Genomic DNA, 22,619 nt, shown 5'->3' with positions numbered 1-22,619 from the left:
CGCCAGCGTGACCAAGCCGACCGTCAGAAGAGCGGGGATCTTGGTATTGGCGGTGAAGACGAGCGGGACCGACCGCCTACCAGCATCCGAATTCAAGCCACACGGGGGGTGCCATTCAGGCCACCATGGGCGTAGCGTGTGCCGTCCTGGAGGGGTACCAGTGCCTCCCACCCAACCGCACTGGCCACCCGAGCCCCGCTGCAACCCCCGTGCGGCGGGGCTCTTCTCCTCAGTTCGAGTGGATGGGGCCGGGCTGGCGAACTGCACTCGTGGCCCTCGTCAGAGCCTGGACGCCGGTTGGGCCGTGACCACCCCCGAGCAGACCAGGGAAGCGCCGTGTTTTGGTGCTGGTGGCCCCGGGACCGACCCCATCAGCCAGGACTCTGAGCGGCGGGTCTGACATTGAGACGGGCTGTGAGGCATCTCAGCGTCGGTGGGCCTCACCCCGCGGCGGTGTTCGGGCCGACACCGAACCGAGGGACATCCTCCACCGTGACATCCGTGCGCAGCCGTTTGAATCGCAGGGGGTGGCGGAAGACACCGCCGCGGTCGATGGCCCGATCCGCGCTGACCTCCGCCACCAGGTCAGGCCGTACGAGGGTCGCGTCCAGTACGTCGCGAGACCCCCACGCCGCGGCGAAGCGGACTCCGGTCCACGGGTGTCCGGGGGCGGCAGCGGCCAGGTACTCGCCAACCAGGCGGGACGCGTCCGGGCGCAGGGGGACGGTGCGGCCGACCGCGCGTAGTCGGCCTGTGGAGTCGTGGCGGCCAAGGACGAGAAGCTGCGGGCGGGCCAGGGTCCCGGTCACGGCTCCGATGACCGCCTCGGTGCTGTCTCTTCGGCGGATCTTGTACCAGCCTCTGGCGGCTTGGGTGTAGCGCTGGTTCATGCCTTTGACCACCAGGCCCTCGACGCCGCTGACATCGGTCCATGTCTCCAGCCATTCCCGGGCGGTGGCCAGGTCGGTGGTCATGGGGCACAGCGTCCATGGGGCCGTCAGCCCGTGGTCGGCGAACAGGTCCTCAAGCAGAGCGCGCCGCTCGACATAGGGACGGTTCATGATCTCTTCGCCGCCCAGTTGGAGGACGTCGAAGGCGACGAAGTAGGCCGGCCAGCGGGCCGCCAAGGGTGGGGCGTTGCGGCCGCGGACGGCCGCACGGCGTTGCAGCGCCTCGAAGGAAAGCCGGCCCTCCTCGGGGTCCCAGATGAGGAGTTCGCCGTCGAGGACCAGGCCGTCGGGCAGTTGCTGTTCGGCGGCCGCGGCGAGATCGGGGAACCGGTCCTGGATCAGAGCGCCGCGCCGGGACTGCATCAGCACCCGGCCGCCGGGCCCGGCCGGGGTGAACAGCAGCGCCCTGAATCCGTCGAACTTTTGCTCGAAAGCCAGTGGGCCGAGCACGCCGGGGCCCGGCACCGACTCCGCGGCCTGCGCGAGCATCGGCTGTACCGGCGGTCTCAACGTCACCCGACTGTCTCCTCAGCGCTCGCCATCCTTTCCAAGATCACTGTGGACGCCGTGCCCGACGCCGGCACGGCGGGGGCCTCCATACGGCCGAAGCGACGGACGACGACCGCGACACCACGCGCGGGTCCGGTGAGTCGCGCCGGTGAGTCGCGCCGGTGACTCACCGGCCGTCGTTCGCTGCCGGTGACTTGGGGCGGTGAGTGCACGGGGTAGCGGCCGCCGGGGCGGTGAGTGAGCCGGTGACTTTCGCCGGAGCTCTCCTCACGGGCCGGTGAGTTCGCCACGTGCAGGGCTGTGACCTGCGATGGGGAGTTTCACCGGCGTCGTGGTGAGTCACCGGTGCCTCACCACGACGAGGAGTTGTGTCCTCGTGACGCCGAAGGGCTTGCCGTGGTGAGTAAACCGGTGAGGTCGGAGCCGTTGCCTGGGGCAGAGCGAATCCCACTTCCCCGGAGGCGACACGATGACCCGTCCGTCCACTTCCCCACCCCGCCCGTCACGGCGCATCCGCCGAACGATCTCAACCCCGTTGCGGACCACGCGACCGGAGACCGTTCCGACCGGACGATCCGTCTCGCGCGGCCCGAACCTGATCCGGATCGGGGTGTGGACCGCGCTCGCGGCCGGGCCCCTCGCCCTGGCCGTCGCGTTCCTGACGCCGCGGACCACCGCCGCCCAGGCGGCACCCGCGCCCAGTGTCCAGGGCGCCGCCCGACCGGCCGGCGATCCGGCCGGGGCGGCCGCGATGTTCGTCGACCTGTGGCTGCGCGCTGACGCCGCCAGCCCCGACAACGGCATCGGGACCGCCGTGCGCGCCATGGCCCCCGAAGTCGAATTTCCCAAGCGGACCGGCGAGCAGAAGGAGAAGCCCGCGGGTGCCCGGGTTGTCGCCCTGCGCACGGCCTTCGCCCCGGGTGGGGGGTGGACCGTGGTGGTCGCGGCCGTCACCGACCGAACCGCGACGCCCGCAGCCGGCTCGACGGGCATCCCCGCCCCTGCGGCGCGGTACTTCGCGGTGTCCGGGACCGGCGGCGAGAACGGCGGCCCCCTCGCGATCGAGGGATCGCCGGCGGAGGTAGCCGCGCCCGAGACCGCGAAGGCTCCCGCGTCCCGGTTCACGCACACCGTCGCCGCCGACGGGCCGCTCGCCATCACCCTCGGTGAGTTCGTCCGCGCTTACCTGGCCGGCGGACAGAGCGCGGGCCTCGACCACTACCTCTCCCCCGGCGTACAAGTGACCCCGCCGGGTGCGAGTGCCTATACGAAGGTCGACGTCGAGGACGTCACCGCCGACGCCGAGCAGACCGCCGGTGACGCGGCCCCGGCCGACGGCACGCGGGCCCGGGTGCGGGTGCGGGTGGTCGGTGAGGACCGAGCCGGTACGCGGTGGCCGCTGGTGTATCGGGTGGAGGTGACCGCGCGCGCCGGCCGGTGGGAGGTCAGCGCCCTGGAGACAGGTGTCGGCACGCCGACCGCGTCGCCCGCCGTCTCGCCGTCGCCCGGCGCCACCGCCACGGTTTCGGGCGGTGCCCGATGAACACCTCCGTGATGTTGGCAGGCGAGTTCAAGGATCTCGGCGATTCCTTCATCGGCACTCTGGCCGGGTGGACGGACAACGGGATCAAGGTCGCTCTGGCCGCGATCGTGCTGATCACCATCGCCCGCAAGCTGTCCATGAAGGCCGCCATCGGCGCACTCCTCGCGATGGTGATCGCGCTCGCCATCTACGCCGCCCAGGATGATCTGTCGGGGAAGGTCACCGACGAGATCAAGAACCCGTCCAAGAGCGCCGGGCCGGTCACCGTGTACGTCTCGCGGCCCGGCGGGTCGAGCGGCGGTGTGCTGTGAGCAAGTCGGGGCGCCCGGGCGTGGCCCGCAACTATACGAGCGCCCGCCGTCACCCGTGGGTGTTGGGGAAGCTCGGGGACTGGGTGATCTGGTTCGGGCCCTACACGCCCGCGCAGTTGGTCGTCATCGGGGGCGGTGCTTTCGCCCTGATCAAGGGTTACGACTGGTGGTCGTGGGCCGGACCGGTCCCGATCGGGTTGTGGGTGGGGGCCATTTGGGCGGTGCGCGGTGCGCAGATCGCCGGTCAGAACCCGTTCACCGCCGCGTTCGGCGCCCTCTCTCTGTTCGTGCGTCACCCCGCCGGCCGGATCGGCGGGCGGGTCGCCCGCGAGAAGGCGCCCAGCGTTCTGCGGGCCCGGTTCGTCATCCAGTGCGCCCCCGCCCTCGCGGCCGCATCCGCCGCCGCGCTCGCGACGGCACCGGTCCCCGCGATGGCCGGCGCGCGGGTCGGCGCGCTGAAGACGGTCCCGCGTGCGGCGAGTGGTTCGGGTCTCGCGCGGCTGTTGGCCGACGCCGAGCAGGCCGAGAGGAGCGCGGCGTGATCAGGACTCCGTTTCGGCATGTGGCCGGTCATCTGCTGTGGTCCACCACGGGCCGGGTGTGGGCGGTATGGAAGGTCACCCCGCTCCCCGGGGGCTACCTGCCCGCCCGTGTGCACCAAGAGCTGTTGGGTCGGGTGACGTCTCTGGTGCGGTCGATGCCCGGTATGGATCCGCGGTTGTTCGTCCTCGCGGCCCGTACCGACCCCGGGGAGGTCGCGGAGCGCATGGTGGCCGACGTGGATTGGCGCCGGCTTCCGGAGTGGGCCGAGACGTGCGCGGCCGCCGTCGATCTCCTCGCGGACCGCGAGATGCACGAGCGCACTCTGTGGCTCGCGGTGCCCGTCGCCTCGAACGGCTCGACCGCGGCCGCGTCCCTGTCCGCCCTCTACTGCGAACTCTCCGCGAACCTGAACCTCGCGCCGATCCCGGTTCCCGAGCCGGAGGTGACGGCCGCGTTCGCCGACGCCGACCGCATCCAATCCTCACTCGGGGGCGGTCTCGGACTACGGCCCGCGTCCCCGGCCGAGATCGTGTGGATGCTCCAGCACGCCGTCCACCGCGGCCTGTCACAGGAACCGCTCCTGTCCGACGCCCAGCACAGCCCGCTGTACGGGAGCCGCGTCCACGCGGGCCGGCTCCAGTCCCCCTCGTACGCCGACCTGGGCGACATCCGTGTCGCCGAGGGCGGCCAGGAGGCCGGCGAGGAGAAGACGAGCACCGCGAGCGGCAGCAAGCGGCCGTGGTGGCGTTCCGCCGCGACGTCCTCGCCGTTGGGGCGTCGGTGGCTTCAGGTCGAGTCCGAGGACGGTACCGGCTATCAATCGCACCTGGTGTTGGCGGAGCTCCCGCCCGCGGTGTCGGTGGAGGCCGCCGACATCCTCGCCCAACTGGAGGGCTTGCCCTTCCCGATCGACGTCACGGTGGACCTGCGGGTGGTGCCCTCGAAGAAAGCGCGTGCGCAGGTGCAGCGCAAGAAGCGCGAGTTGCTCGACCAGGCCGACCAGTACGGGGCGCAGCCCACCGGGATGCCGCACTCGCTGCCGGACGCGGCCGGGGACCTCGCGGAGGAGGACGCGCGCATGGCGCGGACGTCGGTGGAGGTGGAGGTCCAGTCGGTCACCGTGCTCACCGTGTGGGCCGGCGACGCGGCCACCTGCGACGCGCGGGCCCGGGAGCTCTCGGCGGCCCTGTCGGGTGGCGACTACCGGGTGGTCCGCCCCTACGGCATGCAAGAGGACCTCTTCGCCCTGTCCCTGCCCGGGACGGCGCGGGCCCCGCAGCTCTTGCAGTTCACCCAGCATCAGCTTTCCGAGGACTGGGCCGCCGCCGGCGCCCTGACGCTGTCTCGGGTGGGGGATCCGACGGGGATCATGATCGGACACGATCTCGACAGTGGCACGATCCGCCCCGTTCTGATCAACCCGGCCGACGCTCCTCAGGTCCACGCGTCCGCGTCCAGCGCCGTGTGCGGCGACCTCGGTGGCGGCAAGAGTGTGTTGGCGAAGGAAGTGACCGCCGCAGTGGTGGACCGCGGCGGGCGCGCGATCGTCATCGACCGCACCCCGATCCGGGAATGGGCCACCTTCGCCCGCTCGTCCATGGGCGAGCGCTGCCAGATCATCGACGCCGCCCAGGCCCACATCTCCATCGACCCCCTGCGCGTTTTCGGCGGGGCCATCGGAGCGCACTACGCCCTGTCGTATCTGACTCTGCAACTCGGGGTCGGGGCGATGACGGCCGCCGGCGCCGTGCTGCACCACGCGGTCGAGGAGGTGTCCGGGGGCCCGGACCCGTCCATGGGCAAGGTCCTTGACGTCTTGGCGGCCCTTGCGAAGACCGGCGGGAGCAGTCGCGCGGACGCGGCCGCCACGATGGCCGACCTTCTGCGGATCGTCCGCGGGAATCCCCTCGCCGGGATGGTCTTCGATCCGGATCTGCCGCCGGTGACGCTGGATGGGGACATGGGCGCGGACATGGTGGTGGTCACCACCGCCGGCCTGACCCTGCCCCCGAAGGAGGCCTTCGCCAATGCAGAGATTCTGCGTCAGCAGCCGCTGGAGGCTCTGATCGGGCGGGCGGTGTTGTATCTGATCGCGGCCATCGCCCGCCAGGCGGCGTTCACCGAGCCCGACCGGTTCTGTCTGGTCACTCTCGACGAGGTGTACTGGCTCACCTCTTCCGCCGAGGGCGCCGCCCTGATCCACGAGATCCTCCACGACGGCCGCAAGCACGGCGCCGGCGTGTTCATGGGCGCCCACGACTTCGAGGAACTCGGCAAGGACGCCGGATTGATCGCCTACCGCTACCTCTCCCGCACCACCGACAGCGCCCGCGCCGCCCGCGGCCTGAAATTCCTCGGGCTCGACGGCGAGGACGAGGACCTGATCCGACTGGTGACCACCGGTCTGTCGCCCGTCGGCCAGGTCGGTCGCGAGGGGGAGATGCTTCTGCGCGACCCGCGCATGCAGATCGGCCGGATCAAGGTCGTCGTCCCCGCCGTCCCTCGCATCAAGGACGCCATCTACACCACCCCCGGCCGCAAGGCCCCGCAGGCTGCCGGCAGGAGGACCCTGTGAAGACCGACACCGTGCCCGCGCTGTGGTGGGTCGCGGCCGGGATACGCCGGTGGACGGCCCGCGTCGACCGGGGCACCCTGCGCGCGGCGGGTTTCGTCGCACTCCTCACCCTGGTGTTCCTCGTGACGAACACGTCGGTGGCGATGGCAGCGGACGGCGCCACCTCTGGCGGGGGCCTGCTCGGCCCCCTGGACGTCTACAGCAGCGAGGGCGCCCCGCTCAGCGGCTACCAACTGGAGAGCCTGTCTCCGAACGTGGGGCGCACCCCCGCCGAGGTCGCGATCACCACCGGCGGCATGCCCTACGACGTGGTCGGCGAACTGCAACGGATGGTGATGGGAGGCCTGTTCACCCTGGTCCGGCTACTTGTGGGCCTGGCGTGCTGGCTCATCGGATTCGTGTTCCGGTTCCCCATTACCACCCTTCTGACGGACCCCGCGCAGAAACTCGCGGACGCCTACGCGCGCCACGTGGTCGCACCTCTCGGGATCCAGGGCCTGTTCTTGGCATGGGCTTTCGCGTTCGGTCTGATCCTGGCCGTCCGGGGGAAGGTCGGCACCGGGCTCGGCGAAATCATGCTGACCTTGTTCATCGTCGCGTTCGCGGCCAGCGCTTTCGTGCGCCCCGACTACCTGCTCGGCAAAGAGGGGCCGGTCGCCCAGACCCATCGGGCAGCCATCGAGGTCGCGTCGATCACCACCACCTCCTACTTCGGAGGCCCCGACTCCTGCGCGACCGGAACCGGCCCGCCGAACCCGGGCTGCTTGAAGGAACGCGAGCGGGTGCGCTCCGACCCCAAAACGACAACCGGCCCGATACAGAACGCGCTCATCGACGCCTTGGTCGTCAAGCCCTACATGCTCCTGCAATACGGCCGGGTCCTGAATCCGAAGGACGTGAACGAGAAGCCGGCGTACGCGGCGCACGTGAAGTGGGTCAAGAGCAACCACGAGCCCCGTAAGAAGCCGGGCGAGGCGGCTATCACCGACGAAGCCCGCGAAAACTGCGAAGGCACCTTCGGGCCGATCAAAGACAACTGCGAGCGGAACCAGACCGACTTTCCGCCCGATGCCACGCCCTCGGAGGATTGCAGGCTGCTGCCGGACTGGTCTCCCGCCAAAAAGTACTGCGAGAGGTCGGCCGCCGCGGGGAAGGCGGAGAACCCTTGCCGGGATCTGAACGGGCCTTCCCTGGACTACTGCCTGTCCGACAACGACCCTTGCGCCAAGCTGGACGAGGAGGCCAAGCCGTACTGCGAGAGCGGTAACGGGCCCGCGCGCAACGTCACCTTCGAGCAGCACATCACCAACCTGAAAGCCGCCGGCGCGGCCGGCAAGCTGTGCGCCGAGTTCGCGCAAAAGGCCACGTGGGAACGTGTTTGGTCGGTCGTCGCGTTGCTCATCGCGGTGATCGTCGTGACGCTGATGGTCCTTTCGATGTCGGTGGTCATGCTCGGCGCCCAGGGCGCCGAGGCGGCCGCCGCGGCCGCCGGACCCATCGCGTGGGTGTGGTCGATGCTCCCCGGACCCTCCCGCATGCTCCTGTGGCGTTGGGTCGGCGTGTTCATCGTCTCCGCCATGGTCTCGTTCGTCGCCGCGATGGCATTGCCCATGTTCGGTATCGCCGTGAACGCCGTCCTCGCCGACAGCGGCCCCGACGTCATGGTCGAACGACTCCTTCTCGTGGACGCCATCGCCGTCGCGTTCCTGATCATGCACCGCCGGATCCTGGCCGCCACGGCCGGATTCGGGCAACGCCTCGCGACCCGGATGCGCTACAAGAAGGTCGGCGGCAGCCACCTGACCGGCGACAACTCCGAGATCGGCGCGGCCATCGGCCTGCACGGCGCCGACCGTGCAAGCGGCGCCGGAACCGGCCTTGGGCTGGGGCTGGGGCTGGGGCTTCGGGGATCGATCGGCACCCTCGCCGCGATGGCCGACGGCGCCGGCACCCCGATGTCACCCGGCCGGCTACTCGGCGACGCCCTCGCCGAGGGGCGCCGCGGCTTCGCACCCGTCGCGATGCTCCTGCGCGGCGCCCACACCGCGCTCATCGGACCCAAACCGGCCCGTCACCCGGCCGGGGCGCTCCTGTCTTCCGTCGCCGGCAACGGTCTGGCCGGCGCCCAGGGTGCTCGGGGCGAGATGGTGGTCGACGAGTGGACGGGGCAGATCCTGCACGACCCGGCGACGGACCGGCCGCTGCTGGGGTCCCGCATCCACGCCCGTGCCTCACGCCTGCGCGGCTATCGGGTCGCCGCCCGCACCGCACGCGTCGGGTACGGCGCGACCATGGCACTGCCCGACACCCTGCGCCGCGCGAGCGTCGCCAAATCGGAGTTCACCACCGACGTCCGCCAGCAACTCGACGTCGCCCACCACCGGCTACGGGAGGACGCCGCCTCCTGGCAGCCGCTGATCGACGGCACGCATGAGGCCGGACAGTTGGCCCACCGGGGCATCCGCGACACCGCGATCAGCGCGGCCATCTACACCTCCACCCCGACCGCCCCCGAGGCGGCCCCCCGACCGCGCGCCGGCATCACCCGCCTCGCCACACCCCCCGGCGGGGACAGCGGCAGCATGCCCGCGCCCTCCCGAATCCGCCCCACCTCCCGGCCCGATCTCGCCACCCGCATTCCGTCAACACCCCTGTCCACGCCGATCCCGCGCTCGACGTCGGCGCCACGCCCCGCTACCGCGGCGCCCGCGACGTCGGGCAGTTTCCAGAGGGAAACCACTCCGCGTCCCGAACCGATCCGCCCCCGGCCCACCACCCCGTCCCCGTACACCCCCGCGCCCACCGGCGACGCACGACCCACGCCCCACCCCGCGCCCGAATCCCAGGCAGACAACACGGGCAGCGAGAACGCCTACCGGTTGCGCCGCCGCTTCCAGGAACAGGCCGACGCCGCGCGACGTCGCCGCGAAGCCGACCGCACGGACGGCGGTGACCAGTGAAGGCCTGGAAGAAGCTCGGATGCTTGGGCTTCATGCTCTTGTTGGCCGCCGTGGGGTGCACTGCCAGCGTGTTCATGTCGGTGGCGGCCACGAGCCAGGCGGGGTCAGGGCCGGTGACCGCAGGGGTGAGCGCGGCCGAGGCCGGGGTCCCGGAACGGATGATGGCCGCCTACCTCACCGGTGCCGCGCAAGTCACCGCGCATGTGTCGGGGTGTAAGGGGATGCGGTGGCAGGTCCTGGCGGGGATCGCCCGCATCGAGTCCGACCATGCCGCCGGTCACGCGGTCGGCGCGAGCGGGGACATCACCCCGCACATCGTCGGCCCCCGCCTCGACGGATCCGGGGCCGGCGGGAACACCACCCCCATCACCGACACCGACGGCGGATTGTGGGACGGCGACGATCAGTACGAACGGGCCGTGGGGCCCTTCCAGTTCCTGCCGGAAACGTTTCGCGCGTATGGGAAGGACGGCAACGGCGACAAGGTGGTCAACCCGCACAATGGCGACGACGCCGCCCTCTCGGCCGCCGTCTACCTGTGCGGCAAAGGCCGCGACCTGACCGACCGCGAACAGCTTCGGGCGGCCATCCACACCTACAACCTGTCGTGGGCGTACGTGGACGACGTCATGGTCGGCATCGACCGCTACGACGCCCTGGGCAAAGTACCGACCATGCCCTCGGGCAGCATCGGCACCGTCATCCAAGCCGCCCTGGCCCAACAGGGACAGCCCTATTCCTGGGGCGGGGGCGGCCCCAGCGGCGCGACGACAGGGATCTGCTGTTCGCCCGGCGGGCAGGACGGCCGCACCGTGACCGGCTTCGACTGTTCCGGGCTCACGCAGTACGCGTTCGCGAAAGCCGGCATCAACCTGCCGCGCACCGCCGCCGCCCAAGCCGGCGTCGGCCGGCGGATCCCGGCATCGGCCGGGATCAGTGCCCTGCGACCGGGTGACCTCATCTTCTACGGCTACAGCCCCACAGCCGACTCCCTCATCCACCACGTCGGCATCTACCTCGGAGACGGAAAGATGATCAACGCGCCCCGCCCCGGGAAACCGGTCCGCATCGACCCCGTGACCGCCATGCCCGACTACGCGGGCGGCACGAGGCTCCTGTGAACACCCCTCGCTGGACCGGCGGCCGGCTTCTCGCGGCCGCAGCCATCCTCACCACCGCCGGGGCCCTCCTCCTCCACCTCGGGCTACGGGCACCCGCCCCGGAGCGTTCTGCGGGCTCCCCCAGATCCCACAGCGTGGCCACCACGAACTCCCCCACGTCGCCGGCTTCGCCTCCCGAAGGCCGCGACACGGTGCCGGGCCTGTCATCCACCCGGCACGACACCCCGGGACAGCCGGCAACGGACGCCGCTTCAGCGCCGTCGGAGCCGGCCCGACCGACACAGTCCGGCGCCGCGTCGGGGCCTGGCGAGCTCCCGCCGCCCGACTCGGGACCGGCCGCGGACCCGATCATTCAACGCGCCCTCGACCGGGCCAGCGCCCCGGACCTCCCGCCCCGCGACGAGCAGCGGCTACTCGTCCTCGGGCGCACGGCGTGGCTCGGCGAGACCGCCGGATACACGCGGGTCCGGATCCAAGCCGCCACCGCCCGCCGCGACACCACCCCCACACCGCGAACGTCCACCGGCGCACCCCAGACCCACCGGCAGGTCGCGGCGACGGGCCCTCTGCGGGCGGTGGTGCGGCTGGTATGGGCCGGCGCCGACCCGGCCGGGACCTTCCTCGACGGACGCACCGCAACCGTGAACTACACCCAGAACGGAGCAAAAGCATGGAACCGCACCTGATGGCATCCGGCGTACTCACCATGGGCGCTACGTTGCTCGACACCCTGGCAGCGTTCACCGACTGGATGTTGGCGAACACGTGGTGGCTCGCACTGGCCGCGGCCGTCGTCTGGCTGGGGTGGGAGGCTGTGCAACGGCGCTTGGCCACGGAAGCGCTTTCGCGGCGGACCTATTTCGAGGTGACGCCCGCGCCGCACTTCGACCCGAGCCCCGAACAGATCTGGCGCCAGGGCATGCAACTCGCGCGGGCCGCCGGCTCGGGCCCGTGGTGGACGCCGCGGCGGGCCCGAACGCTGCGCCTGCGGTTGCGCGCCGACGGCGTACGGCCTCTGACCTACCGCATCGAGGCCCCGTCGAGCGCCCACGCCATGCTGACGCAGACCCCCTACGGAGAGCGGGTCCGCGTCAAGGCGTGCGCGCCGGTCGCCGATAAGCGACGCGATCACGTGGTGCGTGCGGTGCTCACGTTGCACGGGGAGCCCGGATCCCGCCTGCGTGACGTTCCGTTGGATCCTGACCCGCTGCAACCGCTCCTCGACGCCGTCGCCGGTCTGAACGCCGACCTGGGGGACATGGCGGAGGTGTGTGTGGACCTCTCACCCGCGTCCCGTTGGCACCTTGCCGCTCGCCGCCTACAGACCATGCAGCGGGCGCGCGAGATGGCGCGGCGGGAAGCGAGGCGGGACGCGCGGTGGGTCACCCAGAACACGGGCGACAGTATGCCTGTCGCCTTGGGCAAGCTTTTCGACCCGGCCGAGTGGCGGGGCACTCCGCGCGGGCAGATGGTGATCTCACCGCAGCCCCGCCGGCTCGACCGAGATGAGGTCCTGGGCAAGCTCGCCCACAGCCCGGGTCTGGTGCGGGTGCAGATCATGGTGCGCTGCGCCTCGAACAAGGACAAGCGCGCGGAGCAGCGCATGGCGCGGATCAGTGCGGCCATGGATGTCTACGCGGGTGCCTCCCGTCTGTCCTCGATCGGTTGGTCGCTCGGGCCGGTACGGATCGGCCCGGACCGATGGCCGTGGCGGGAGCGTTTCGACCAGCGTTGGGCCACCGCGCTGATGCGGCCGGCGCGAGGCGGGTGGGCCCACATCGAGGAGTTGGCCGGCTTCCTGAAGCCGACCACCGCGGCGGCGCGGGTGGCCTTGATGGAAGGCGACATCCCGACCTACGAAAAGGGCAAGGATCTGATCCCGCAGGGCTGGTATCGGGGGCCTGACGGGCGGGAACGTCTCCTGGCCACCCCGGAGGACGACACCCTGTTCGAGGTCCAGTCCGGCAAGGCCGGTTGGGGCAAGACCATGCGCGCGCAGGTCCAGGCCGTCGCGAGCGCGCACAACGGGCGTGGTCTGGCGTTCGTGGACCCGCATGGTGACTCCTTCGGCGACGTCGCCCCATATCTCGCGCACGACGACCTGATGGACCGCGTCGCGCTCTTCGACCTGACAGTGCGCGAGGACGGCGACATGCTCGGGTGCTGGAACCTGATCGACATGAGCAGCCGGCAGCCCGCCCACGAGGTGAGCGCCGCGGTGGTCGAGGCTTTCGCGAGCGCCCTGGGGTGGGGGGATGTGAGCGCGCCGCGCGCGCTGACCATCTTGACGAAGGCCGTCGAGGCGCTGGTATGCGTCAACGTCGCCGCCGTCGCGGCCGGCGCCGAGACCCGGCAGGCCACCATCTTCCAAATCCGTACCCTGCTCACCGATCCGACGTTTCGTCATCTCGTGCTCGCCACGCTGGAATCGGAAGCCCGGCAATGGTGGATGACCACGTTCCCCGACATCCCGAAAGACGGTCTCTCCGTCGTCCTGAACCCCCTGGAACGGCTGGGGTCCTCCCCGGTCGTCCGGGCGTTTCTGGGGTGTCCGCTCAGCGGCTACGACATGCGCCGCGCCATGGACGGAGGCCGGGTGTTGTGGATCTGTCCGCCGGGAACCGGGCCGACCGACCGGTTGCTGGTGTCGCTGATCGTCCACGACTTCCTCCGGGCCGGCCTGTCGCGCCGCGACCTCCCCGCGAAGCGGCGACGCTCCTTCCGCTTCTACCTCGACGAGCTGATCTCACTCGACCAGGGCACTTCCAGCGTTCTCGCGGAGATCACCGAGCAGCTCCGCAAGTTCGGATGCCGGCTGCACGGAATGACGCAGCTCCTGCACCGTCTCAGCCCCACCACCCGCACCGCCCTGATGCAAAACGCCTCTTGCCTGTCCACGACGGCCGGCTCGATCGACGCCATCGCGGAGATCACCGACCAGTGGCCCGGCACCATCACCCCCCGCGATGTCGCGGGTCTCGACCGGTGGTGGCACTACGCCTCCTTCACCGTCGCCGGCAAGCGGATCGGCCCCCTGCTGATCCGCGGGCCCGAACTCGCCGAGGTCTTCGGGGACCTCGCCGAACCGAAGAAGGTCGGCGCGCTCATCCAGACCGCGCACCACAACGCCGGCGCCCGCCCCCTGTCCAAGCGCACCACCATCGCACTCGCCCAGGAGCAGCGCATCCGCACATTCCTCACCAGGCGCGCCGCCCCGCCCACCACCACTGATGATGACGAGGGAGACCAGTACGCATGACCACCGAAGCCATGATCCAGCCGTCCACCGCAGACTCCCACGCCCACCGGGCCCTCGCCCTGATCGCCCAGCACCGGCTGGTGACCACCAACCAGATCCACCAGATGCTCACCCCCAACACTCCACCCCGAAAGATCCACAAGGAACTCGCGCCGCTGCGCGAGGAAGGGCTGATCGCGCACACCGTGCTCGGCGGCAGCCACCGCCTCCAAGCACACTTCCTCACCCCCGCCGGAGCCCAGGCGGTTCAGGACTGGCCGGAGCTCCGCGGGCGTGCCGCGACCGTCATCCAAAGCCCCGCCGCAGCCCGCCTGCGCGCCGCGCACACCCTCACCGGTGTCCGCGCCCACCTCGCGTTCCTCGCGGACGCGCGCGTTCGGGGAGACGAGTACGAGCCGCTGGACTGGGTTCCCGAGGTCACCCACCGACTCCCCGACACCGGCGGCGAGGACCGGCTGATCGCCGACGCCGTCCTGCACTACACGATCGCCCAGCCGCGCCGGCGCCAGTACCGGGCATTCGTGGAGATCGACCGGGCCACCATGAGCAGTGAACGCCTGGCCCGCAAACTCATCTCCTACGCCCGCTTCCACGACTACACGCCCCAACCGGCCCGGCGCGGCACCGTCGCCGACCAGGGCGCCTCGATGCTCGCGTGGCAGCGCTTCTATCCCCGCTTCCCCCGGGTGTTGTTCGTCCTCACCGGGGCGGCCCGGCCGACGCTGGCCAACCGGATCACCGACCTGCGGCACATGGCCGCCGACCACGACCTCGTCACCCGTCTCGGGACCTCCGTCCCGCTCGGAGCCACCGTCCTCGAAGACCTCGAAGCCGAAGGCCCGCACGCCAAGATCTGGACACCCCTCACCGGAGACCGCGAACCCCGCGGCTGGACAGAGCTGTGACGCCGCCCCGAGAGCGGTGCCTGACCACCGCTCTCGGGTACCGGCCAACCGCACCAAACCTGCCTGGTCACAGCACTAGATGTGGATGAGAATCTGTCGCACGGGATGTCCGAGCGCACCCGCGAGAGAGGCCAACTCCCCGTCGGTCAGCCAAGCCCGGTTCGGATACAGAACCTCGATTCTGAACCGCGCGAACCCCATCGGCCAGTCGTATACCAGCTCGTTAAGCGACGTCTCAACGTCGCAGCAGGGAACCGTCACCATGAGCGTCGAAAAGCTCTCTTCGTAGCACTGCGAGATGGCGTCCCCCCACCAGCCAGGTGCGAGTTCCGTGCCGCACCGCGGGCAGGAGATCTTCTCCAGGTTGGCGAAGCAATGGATCACCTCGACGCTGTCGTGCCACTTGGCTTCCAGACCACGTCGGGCGTCGTCGTCAGAAAGCATCCCGGACAACACAACTGCGGCTCGATCCGCCGCGTCCTTACCGGGCTGCCAGTACGGATCGGCCGGAATCACCGTCAAATAGTTGTCACTCATCGCCCGCCCCGCCACCCGCCACGGTCCGCTCCTCGTCTCGTCGTCAGACCCGGCGAATCTATGCGGCCACAGCACTGGGCGCTGTACGTGGAGGCGGCGCACGTGCTTTACCGCCACCGCCGCTGGGAGACCGGCCAGGAGGAGGGACAGCCCCACCGGGAGCACCCCCGCCCACGCCGTTGGTGAGACATACGCGATGCCAGACGTACTGTCCACCAGCCACACACGGACCGGCTGCGAATCGATGTCGCCCTCGACGGGGACGTCGAACGAGGAGCCGCCGTCGTTCGGTATTGGGTGGCCGGCCACTGGCCGAAGCCCTCACCGTGCACAGCCGCCCCGGGCACGGCGTCGCCCAGGGCCGTCCCGGTGGCGGCCCAGTGCCTGTCGGCTTTGGAGGTTGCGCACTAATCGAACTGCGGCGCCCTCATGCGTATCGGGCCGGCCCACCGCCGAGTGGACGGGGTGGGCACCCGGGACGGGCTCGGATTCGTTCTGACCTGCGGTTTCCGCCTGTGAGTGCGAAGAATCGTGCAGAACGGCCGTTACGGAACTTGCTGCTCCGGTTGGGTGGAGGGGCGATCGAGTGCGCCCGGTGGTGCGCCGGTGCGCGTTGATCGACTGTGCCGTGCGCGTCCTGGGTGGGTGTAGCGGTCAGTGAATGTCAGGGTCACGCTCACGCGGGCTGTGTGTAGTACACATGCGTGCGTCACGGCAATGTCCAGGGTCGGTAACCGACCTCGTCAGGGGCTGTATCCGGCTACGTGTGGGGTCGAAAGTTTGGGTCCTCGGCCCACCACGGGCCGGGCACCCGCACCGGTACAGCACTCGTATCGGCGGGTGAGGCACAGTTCTTGAGGGGCCACGTATGTCTGCTTCGTCGACCGCCCGCCGTATCGGCGCCACTGTCCTGGCCGCCGGCGCGATCGTTTCCGCCGCCGCACTTCCCGCCACCGCGGCGGACCGGGGTCACGACCGGCACCCGCGGGTGGAGATTTCCCGGGTCCAGGCCGACGCTCCCGGACGCGACGACCGCTCCAACCGCTCCCTGAACGGCGAATGGGTCGAGATCCGCAACACCACCCGCCAGGCCCTCAACCTTCGCGGCTGGACGCTCCGCGACGCGGACGGCAACCGCTACCGCTTCAACGACACCCGCATCGGCGGCCGCGCCACCATCCGCATCCACACCGGATCCGGCCGCGACTCCCGCACCGACCTCTTCCAGGGCAAGCGCGACCACATCTGGGACAACCGGGCCGACACCGCCACCCTGCGCGACGACCGCAACCGCACCGTCGACACCGAGTCCTGGGGCCGCCGCCGCTAACCCAGGCCACGACGAGCCTCCCGTGAACGGGCGGCAGCCGAAACCCCAGTGAACGTGTGCCGGGCAGTCCGCCAGCCGCCCGGCACACCCTCATGCCCAGCGCCCGGCCGCCAAGCGCGGCCGGGCGCTCCACGTGCCCGGCGCGCCCGATGTCGAGGGCCCGGTCCCGTGACACGGCAGGCGATATCCCTTTTGAAGATCACCGTTGATCGGCCGCCGACCCGGTGCCGACCGGTGCGCAGGGCGGTTCACCGGTCCGCTTCCTGCCGGGTTCTTCATCGTGGTCCGGAGTCAACTTGCCGGTTCTGGTCCCGCGTGCACCCCGGGGTGCGGGATCGTCGTCCCCGGGGTCGTGGACCGCGGCCCGATGGGCTGGTGTTGGAGGTGTCTGTGGAGACCGATGAGACGTGGACGTCGGATGAGTACGGCCGCTCGCACGAGGGCCGGGCGGGTGTGCTCCTCGATGACGGGACGACCCCGAAGCCGGTCTACTTCGACTCGGCCTCGGGCAGCACGGGCTGGGAGGTGCGGCATTGGTCCGTCTACGACGGCGCCGGCACCTACCAGCCGCGTCCGAAGGCCCATGCCTTGCAGGCGGAGTGCTCCTGCGGCTGGACCGGAACCGGCCGCACCATCGACTGGACGACGGCGGGCGACCTCCCGTTCCACGAGAGCGGGCTGCCCACCGCCGAACAGTGTGAGGAGGACTGGGACACCCACCTCCGCGACATCGCAGGCACCACGGTTCCCCTGCCCGTCGAGCTGGAAGCCCTCTTCCAGACCGTCACCGCCGCGATCGAGGACCTCGCCCAGGACTCACCGACCGCCGCCATCAAAGCCGCCCGCACCCTGGACCTCATCGCCCAACGCACCGCCCACTGGCCGGCCCACGACGCCCGCGACCAGGACCCGCGGACGGTGGCCACCGATCTCGGCCTGTCGGTCGACGCGACCCGCAGCCTGTTGGCCCGCTTCGGAGGCTGGCACCCCCACGGCTGACCGACGACCACCGACCCGCCCCCGGCGATGTGCATGGCACCGACCGAGCCGTCTTGCGTAAACGCAGGGCTCGACCCACCGGACTCGTGTCCGCACCACGATGCGGGCACAGTGCGCCGACACCGATGTCGGTCCGTGCGGGCATGATCGTCAGATCAGACTCTGCGAGGGGTGGCGTGACGTGGGCAAGCGGTGGACCGATCCGACCTTCGCGATGCGCCGGGCGTTGATGGACGGTGCGGAGCTGTCCTCGTTCGCCGGCGGCCCGTTCGACGTGCGGGCAGTGGTCGCCGGCATTCGGGCCGAGGCCAAGGACGGCTTTCTGCTCGACGAAGTGCCCTGGCAGCACTTCCCGAAGGGCGATCACGTTCGGGAGGCCGTTGACCTGCTGCGTACCGGCGACTCGCCTGTTCGCACCGGAACGGGTGTCGTGGACGGCCTGTGCGCCAACGACATGCGGGCCGCCGCCGTGCTTGGCGTCCCCTTCCTGATCCGCATCGCCATCGACACCCACCACCCGCGTCGTGCCGCCGCGCTCACCGAAGTCTCCGCCCCGGCCCGCGCCCGCTACTTCGGCGTCGCCTCCCGCGGTGAGTTTCTGCTCCACCGCGCCGTCACCCGACACGACGACCTCTACGACGACTACGGAGTCGAGGTAACCGGCTATCCGGCGGGCTGGTCGGTCGCCGCCGCCCGGGCCGCGATCTCCGCCGACACCGCCCTCCTGCAACCCCTTCTCAACGACCCCGACCCGACGATCCGCATCCACGCGGCGTACGCACTGGCCACCTCCGCTGACCCTGATCGGATCGTCCGCTCCGCGTTCGGCGCTCGTCTCGCCGCCGAGCAAGACCCGGCCGTCCGTGCCGCCCTGGTCTTCGCCACCGCCCAAGCCACCCGCGCCCACCCCCACGCACCGACCACCACGTGGATGCTTGAGCGCTGGCGTGACCGTACACAGGCGCCCGAAGTCCGGCTGGCCGCAGCGATCGGCTGGCTCTGCCTCACCGACGAACCCGCCCCCCGCGACCTGCACACCATCGCCGAGGACCTCGCTACCGACGAGCGGGCCCGCACCATGGACGCCCTGCCCTGGATGGCCCACGCCGGCGGATCAGGCGAGATGGGACTACGAAGCTGCATGCGAAAGATGCTCCACCCCGAACAACCTGACCAGGCGGAGAAAGACGACCCGTGGGCCCTGCACGGTTGACAGCGACAATCCGGCCCAACGCACTCCGGCCCCCGGCAGCCTCCCGACGGTCGACGGGCGACGAGGACCGACGCCCGCAGGCACGAAGCCCCCACCGCGCTCTCCCCGCGTCAAAATCACGCCCAATCCGCCGCACTGAATCCGTGAGCAGTTCGCCGGCACAGCCTTGACGGCTTCAATGCGAATTGGCTTCGCGGCACCCGAGCCACGGGCCGCAACGCCCTGGCGGCACAACCTGACGCATGACCGGCCATGACACGCAGAAGTGTGTGGCCCGCGCCATTCTGCGGGCGGGCCACACGTCTGACCCGGCTTACGGGGCGGGGGTGTAGGTGACGTTGTCCCCGCCGCAGCCGGCGGCCAAGTCGTAGAGGCGGTCCTGTTCCAAGGCGTCCACGGCCAAGCCCCACCGCAGCTTGGTAGCCGTCCACTCCGAGGCATACCGGCACAGTGCACCCGCGGCCGGAGGCAGCCACTCCGCCGGGTCCTGGTCCGCCTTCTGTCGATTCGACCGTGCCGTCACCGCGACGAGTGAGGACGCCTGCCCCTGGTCGTTCGCGTACGCCTCACGCCGCGCCGCCGTCCACCCGGAGGCGCCCGAGTCCCATGCTTCAGCGAGGGGCACCATGTGGTCGATGTCCAGACCTCCGGCGCCGTCCACCGCGGTTTCGTCGTAGTACGAACTCCAAGTCCCGCCGGTCAGCGAGCAGCGCGGCCCGACTTCGGGAGCGGCGATCGCTTCCGAAATGAGGACTTCCGCGCGGGTGTTGCAGCCGTCGCTCGGATTGTCGCCGGCGGTCCAGTGCTTGAAGGCGGTTCGCGTGTAGCCCGTGCGGGACTCGTCCGCGACCTGAAGCGCGGAGACCGCCACCCCGATCGGGAGGACCTCGGGGACGACGGCCCGAGCTTGCGCGGGGGTGGACAGGGACAAGGGGAGCACGGCCAAGGCCATCGCGGCGGCCGCGCGCATCACAGTGATCATCACGGGCCCGAGTTGTAGCTGTGCCACCACCCCCTCCGACAGACCCCGACTCCGACCATCACCCGTACGGCGGACACCGGTTCACCGAAGAAACGCCACCTCATCTACAACTCACCGAACCGTCCCGAGAGCACGACGTCCCACGAAGGACGCCGGACCTCCTCACGGTGATCGCAACCCCGATCGTGACCTGATCCGACCTCACCGGTGAGTGAACCGGTGAGGTTCACCGGCCACGCTCGATGCAGAACCACCTCTGCTTAGGCTTACCTTCACCACCGTTACCAACAGCAAAGAATCAGCCAGAACAAAGAAATCAAGCCGGCCGACGCCGGAATCGCGCCTACGGCCGATTCTCATCGTCGAACAGCGACAAACCCGCACCTCACAGGCCCTATGGCATATGACCCACCCACAATCCCGGGCAAAGGTGACGTTCGATCATCTGCACCCCAAGAACCCCATAGGAGCTGACGCGTTGACGTCGTAAGGTGCGTTATACGACTGCACCGCAACCACGTACACACTCGTTGCATCAGCGATTCCGCGGCCCGGGTAGGCACCCACCCACCCGCCCGACGAAGTGACCACCCCGGGGGGTTTCTCCGTGACAACGGCCCGACAGCACGCCCGAACCCACAGGCACCACCGCCGACTCCTCGCAGCCACCGCCACAGCCGCCATCGTCGCCACCCTCACCGTCGGCTGCACCAAGGGCACCGAGGACGGCAAGGCCGCGTCCTCTCCTACCTCGACCTCCACCACGTCGACCCCTCCCAGCGCGCCCGCCAGCGCCTCGACAGACCCGTTGCAGGCTGACAAAGCAGAAGTACAAGCCGCCTATGACCGCTACTGGTCCGTCCTCACGGCGGCCTATGCGAAATCGGACTCGACAGGTACCGACCTGAAGCAAGTAGCCAGCGGTTCCGCCTACGCACAGACGGAGCAGGGCCTTACCAGCCTTCGCAGTGCAGGCCAGGTGATCACGGGCGAGGCAAAGCACTCGGGCACCGGGGTCAGTTTCAAGGACGGTCCGAAGCTGAGGACCGCCCTTGTCACCGACTGCGTTGACGTCTCTCAGTGGAAGCCCGTGGACAAGAAGACCGGTGCAGAGATCCCACTGTCCAAGACCCGTCTACTCCGCTACAAGACAACGCTGACAGCCGAGAAGTGGCCGACTGGATGGGTGTTCATCGAAGAAAAGATCCAGGGGCAGTCATGCTGAGAGCGAGAGCCGGCGCAGTCCTGTGCAGCCTCGTGCTTGTCGGCGTTGTTGCGCCCGCGGCGTACGCCGACGACGTTGTGGGGGGTTGTGCCGATCTCCGCTTCTGCGTGGAGGTGGGCACCAGCGGGCGGCCGGGAACCGGAAACACGAAGCCCACCCCCTCGAAAGAGGGGGGCGGTAGCGGGGACAGTGGTCAACCCGGCAGCGTGGTGGATGGAAGCGCATGCGGAATCAGCCCGCTTGAACCCCAGCCGGCGGCCGGAAGCGCATTGTGGGAAGGGCACGCACCGGGTGACGGCGTTGTCTACGTAAACACGTGTGGAAGCGGCATCGGAACCGGAAACGACGAAGCCGTTGGGCTGACCTTCTGGTCGAAGGACACTCCGGTTCCGGCCGTCGACCCCGCAGTCCTCGCGCAGCGGGCCGTCGACAGCATGCTCCTGGACCGTCCTGCGATTGCCAGTCCGAAGGCTGACGGGCGGTACACGGTCGGGGTGCCGATGTGGTTGTGGGTCAGCCAGAGTCCCACGACCTGGGGTCCTAATACCGCGTCGGCGTCGGCGGGTGGAATCACGGTGACGGCGACCGCCAAGGTGTCGTCGGTGGCTTGGAGCATGGGCGACGGGACGACAGTGACTTGTACGTCCCCGGGTACGCCGTACACCGCGGCGCGTGGCATGTCGCCGTCGCCGGACTGTGGTCATCGCTACCGGTCGACGTCGGCCGGTCGGCCGGGTGCCAGGTATCAGGGCGCCGCGACGAGCACGTGGACGATCGATTGGGCTGTGACCGGTGGCGGGCGTAGCGGTCAGTTGACCGAGGTTCGGACGACGCCGTTCACCGTGTCGGTCGGAGAGATCCAGGTCGTCGGCCAGTAGCGACCGGCGATGGTCCCCAAGACTTTCCAATACTTGCATGGAGGCACTGCACGTGAGCAGCACCACCACGGCCGTCCCGGGGCGGCCGTCTGTCCCCGGCCCCGGTAGGGGTGGCGTCGAGCCGGCGGCCGCGCCGCGCATGGTGCGTCAGCGGCGTCGCCGGCCCGGGTTGATCGCTCTGTCGGTCGCGTTGATCGCGGCCGGAGGCCTGTCGGGCGCACTCTTGTTCACGGCGTCGGGTGAGCGGTCGAGTGTTCTGGTGGTGGCGCATGACGTGCCGGTGGGGGCGACGATCACCGCCGCCGATCTCGCCCCCGCGTCCCTCGCCCTGGACCCGGCGGTCAAGGCGGTCCCGGTCACGAAGAAGTCGAGCATGGTCGGTCAGCGGGCCGCTGTCGCGTTGAAGGCCGGTTCTCTGCTGTCCCCCGGTCAGGTGACGTCTGTGTCGCTGGTCAAGGCAGGTGAGCAGCTTGTGGGTGTGGCGTTGAAGCCGTCGCAGCTTCCGGCGACGCGGTTGGGGCCGGGTCAGAAGGTGTTGATCGTGTCGACTCCCGATCCTGCCCAGGCCGCGGCGGGCGCGGGTGCGGGGAAGGCGGGTGAGCCGGCGGTCGTGCCGAAGACGTTGGCGGCGACGGTGGTGGCGGTGGGTATGCCGGCGCCGGCGACGGGTGTGGTCGTGGTGGATGTGGCGGTGCCGGCCGCGGATGGGCCGACGTTGGCGGCGCGGGTGGCGACCGGTGCGGTGGCGTTGATCATCGCGCCGCAGGAGGCGGGCTGA

17 protein-coding genes are annotated in these 22,619 nt (G+C 70.2%); 14 read left to right on the top strand and 3 right to left on the bottom strand.

Translation table 11 applies throughout. The features are described from left to right. Window positions 1-440 precede the first annotated feature (440 nt). Window positions 441-1,466 (bottom strand): ATP-dependent DNA ligase, encoded by a 1,026-nt coding sequence (locus ACIRO3_RS33505; RefSeq protein ID WP_404143125.1) that lies wholly within the window; start codon window positions 1,464-1,466, stop codon window positions 441-443. A gap of 529 nt (window positions 1,467-1,995) precedes the next feature. Here ACIRO3_RS33505 and ACIRO3_RS33500 point away from each other — a divergent pair. The 8 genes from ACIRO3_RS33500 (at window position 1,996) to ACIRO3_RS33465 (ending at window position 14,677) form a co-directional block, all read left to right on the top strand. Continuing rightward, window positions 1,996-3,003, top strand: a complete 1,008-nt coding sequence (locus tag ACIRO3_RS33500; RefSeq protein ID WP_404143124.1) for a conjugal transfer protein — start codon at window positions 1,996-1,998, stop codon at window positions 3,001-3,003. Further along, window positions 3,000-3,314, top strand: coding sequence for a hypothetical protein (locus ACIRO3_RS33495; protein ID WP_404143122.1), 315 nt, complete (start codon window positions 3,000-3,002; stop codon window positions 3,312-3,314). The genes ACIRO3_RS33500 and ACIRO3_RS33495 overlap by 4 nt, the downstream gene beginning before the upstream one ends. Window positions 3,315-3,334: 20 nt before the next feature. Next, window positions 3,335-3,856: a hypothetical protein gene (locus ACIRO3_RS33490; RefSeq protein WP_404143120.1), complete on the top strand. Its 522-nt coding sequence runs from the start codon at window positions 3,335-3,337 to the stop codon at window positions 3,854-3,856. Next, window positions 3,853-6,432 (top strand): ATP-binding protein, encoded by a 2,580-nt coding sequence (locus ACIRO3_RS33485; RefSeq protein ID WP_404143118.1) that lies wholly within the window; start codon window positions 3,853-3,855, stop codon window positions 6,430-6,432. The genes ACIRO3_RS33490 and ACIRO3_RS33485 overlap by 4 nt, the downstream gene beginning before the upstream one ends. Next, window positions 6,429-9,392: a hypothetical protein gene (locus ACIRO3_RS33480; RefSeq protein WP_404143116.1), complete on the top strand. Its 2,964-nt coding sequence runs from the start codon at window positions 6,429-6,431 to the stop codon at window positions 9,390-9,392. The genes ACIRO3_RS33485 and ACIRO3_RS33480 overlap by 4 nt, the downstream gene beginning before the upstream one ends. Before the next feature lie 221 nt (window positions 9,393-9,613). After that, window positions 9,614-10,513, top strand: a complete 900-nt coding sequence (locus ACIRO3_RS33475; protein ID WP_404143115.1) for an NlpC/P60 family protein — start codon at window positions 9,614-9,616, stop codon at window positions 10,511-10,513. Window positions 10,514-11,183: 670 nt separating this feature from the next. Then, the gene (locus ACIRO3_RS33470) at window positions 11,184-13,772 is read left to right on the top strand and encodes an ATP/GTP-binding protein (protein ID WP_404143113.1); all 2,589 of its coding nucleotides are present in this window, start codon (window positions 11,184-11,186) and stop codon (window positions 13,770-13,772) included. Beyond that, window positions 13,769-14,677, top strand: a complete 909-nt coding sequence (locus ACIRO3_RS33465) for a replication-relaxation family protein (protein ID WP_404143112.1) — start codon at window positions 13,769-13,771, stop codon at window positions 14,675-14,677. Before ACIRO3_RS33470 ends, ACIRO3_RS33465 begins: the two co-directional genes overlap by 4 nt. A 75-nt stretch (window positions 14,678-14,752) precedes the next feature. Here the strand turns inward: ACIRO3_RS33465 and ACIRO3_RS33460 are convergent, their stop codons facing one another. Next, complete coding sequence (locus tag ACIRO3_RS33460) at window positions 14,753-15,523, bottom strand: hypothetical protein (RefSeq protein ID WP_404143110.1); 771 nt, start codon at window positions 15,521-15,523, stop codon at window positions 14,753-14,755. 559 nt (window positions 15,524-16,082) lie between these two features. Between ACIRO3_RS33460 and ACIRO3_RS33455 the strand changes: the two genes are divergently transcribed. The 3 genes from ACIRO3_RS33455 to ACIRO3_RS33445 all read left to right on the top strand — a co-directional run bounded on the left by ACIRO3_RS33455 (window position 16,083) and on the right by ACIRO3_RS33445 (window position 18,756). Beyond that, entirely contained in the window at window positions 16,083-16,544 is a 462-nt protein-coding gene (locus ACIRO3_RS33455; protein WP_404143108.1) for a lamin tail domain-containing protein, read from the top strand. A 390-nt stretch (window positions 16,545-16,934) separates the two neighbouring features. Then, on the top strand, window positions 16,935-17,543 hold the full coding sequence (locus ACIRO3_RS33450) for a hypothetical protein (RefSeq protein ID WP_404143107.1): 609 nt from the start codon (window positions 16,935-16,937) through the stop codon (window positions 17,541-17,543). A 181-nt stretch (window positions 17,544-17,724) separates the two neighbouring features. Beyond that, complete coding sequence (locus ACIRO3_RS33445; RefSeq protein ID WP_404143106.1) at window positions 17,725-18,756, top strand: HEAT repeat domain-containing protein; 1,032 nt, start codon at window positions 17,725-17,727, stop codon at window positions 18,754-18,756. A 313-nt stretch (window positions 18,757-19,069) separates the two neighbouring features. On the opposite strand, the gene ACIRO3_RS33440 is transcribed toward ACIRO3_RS33445, so the two are convergent. Continuing rightward, the gene (locus tag ACIRO3_RS33440; protein ID WP_404143105.1) at window positions 19,070-19,741 is read right to left on the bottom strand and encodes an HNH endonuclease family protein; all 672 of its coding nucleotides are present in this window, start codon (window positions 19,739-19,741) and stop codon (window positions 19,070-19,072) included. A gap of 604 nt (window positions 19,742-20,345) precedes the next feature. Between ACIRO3_RS33440 and ACIRO3_RS33435 the strand changes: the two genes are divergently transcribed. From ACIRO3_RS33435 to ACIRO3_RS33425, 3 genes are read left to right on the top strand one after another with little or no spacing between them, the layout of a single operon-like run. Beyond that, window positions 20,346-20,963, top strand: a complete 618-nt coding sequence (locus tag ACIRO3_RS33435) for a hypothetical protein (protein WP_404143103.1) — start codon at window positions 20,346-20,348, stop codon at window positions 20,961-20,963. Beyond that, window positions 20,957-21,841 (top strand): ATP/GTP-binding protein, encoded by an 885-nt coding sequence (locus ACIRO3_RS33430; protein ID WP_366000503.1) that lies wholly within the window; start codon window positions 20,957-20,959, stop codon window positions 21,839-21,841. Before ACIRO3_RS33435 ends, ACIRO3_RS33430 begins: the two co-directional genes overlap by 7 nt. Before the next feature lie 52 nt (window positions 21,842-21,893). After that, the gene (locus ACIRO3_RS33425; protein ID WP_404143101.1) at window positions 21,894-22,619 is read left to right on the top strand and encodes an SAF domain-containing protein; all 726 of its coding nucleotides are present in this window, start codon (window positions 21,894-21,896) and stop codon (window positions 22,617-22,619) included.

It is taken from the genome of Streptomyces sp. NPDC102278 (assembly GCF_044766345.1).
In the GTDB taxonomy this organism is placed as follows: domain Bacteria; phylum Actinomycetota; class Actinomycetes; order Streptomycetales; family Streptomycetaceae; genus Streptomyces.
Note: the sequence above shows the minus strand (reverse complement) of the source record. Positions and strands in the feature narration are given on the sequence as shown.

Excerpts from the sequence above, each read along its gene's own strand:
- ACIRO3_RS33455 (WP_404143108.1), top strand. The coding sequence starts at position 16,083 with ATGTCTGCTTCGTCGACCGCCCGCCGTATCGGCGCCACTGTCCTGGCC.
- ACIRO3_RS33430 (WP_366000503.1), top strand. The coding sequence starts at position 20,957 with ATGCTGAGAGCGAGAGCCGGCGCAGTCCTGTGCAGCCTCGTGCTTGTC.
- ACIRO3_RS33470 (WP_404143113.1), top strand. The coding sequence starts at position 11,184 with ATGGAACCGCACCTGATGGCATCCGGCGTACTCACCATGGGCGCTACG.
- ACIRO3_RS33475 (WP_404143115.1), top strand. The coding sequence starts at position 9,614 with ATGCGGTGGCAGGTCCTGGCGGGGATCGCCCGCATCGAGTCCGACCAT.
- ACIRO3_RS33465 (WP_404143112.1), top strand. The coding sequence starts at position 13,769 with ATGACCACCGAAGCCATGATCCAGCCGTCCACCGCAGACTCCCACGCC.
- ACIRO3_RS33495 (WP_404143122.1), top strand. The coding sequence starts at position 3,000 with ATGAACACCTCCGTGATGTTGGCAGGCGAGTTCAAGGATCTCGGCGAT.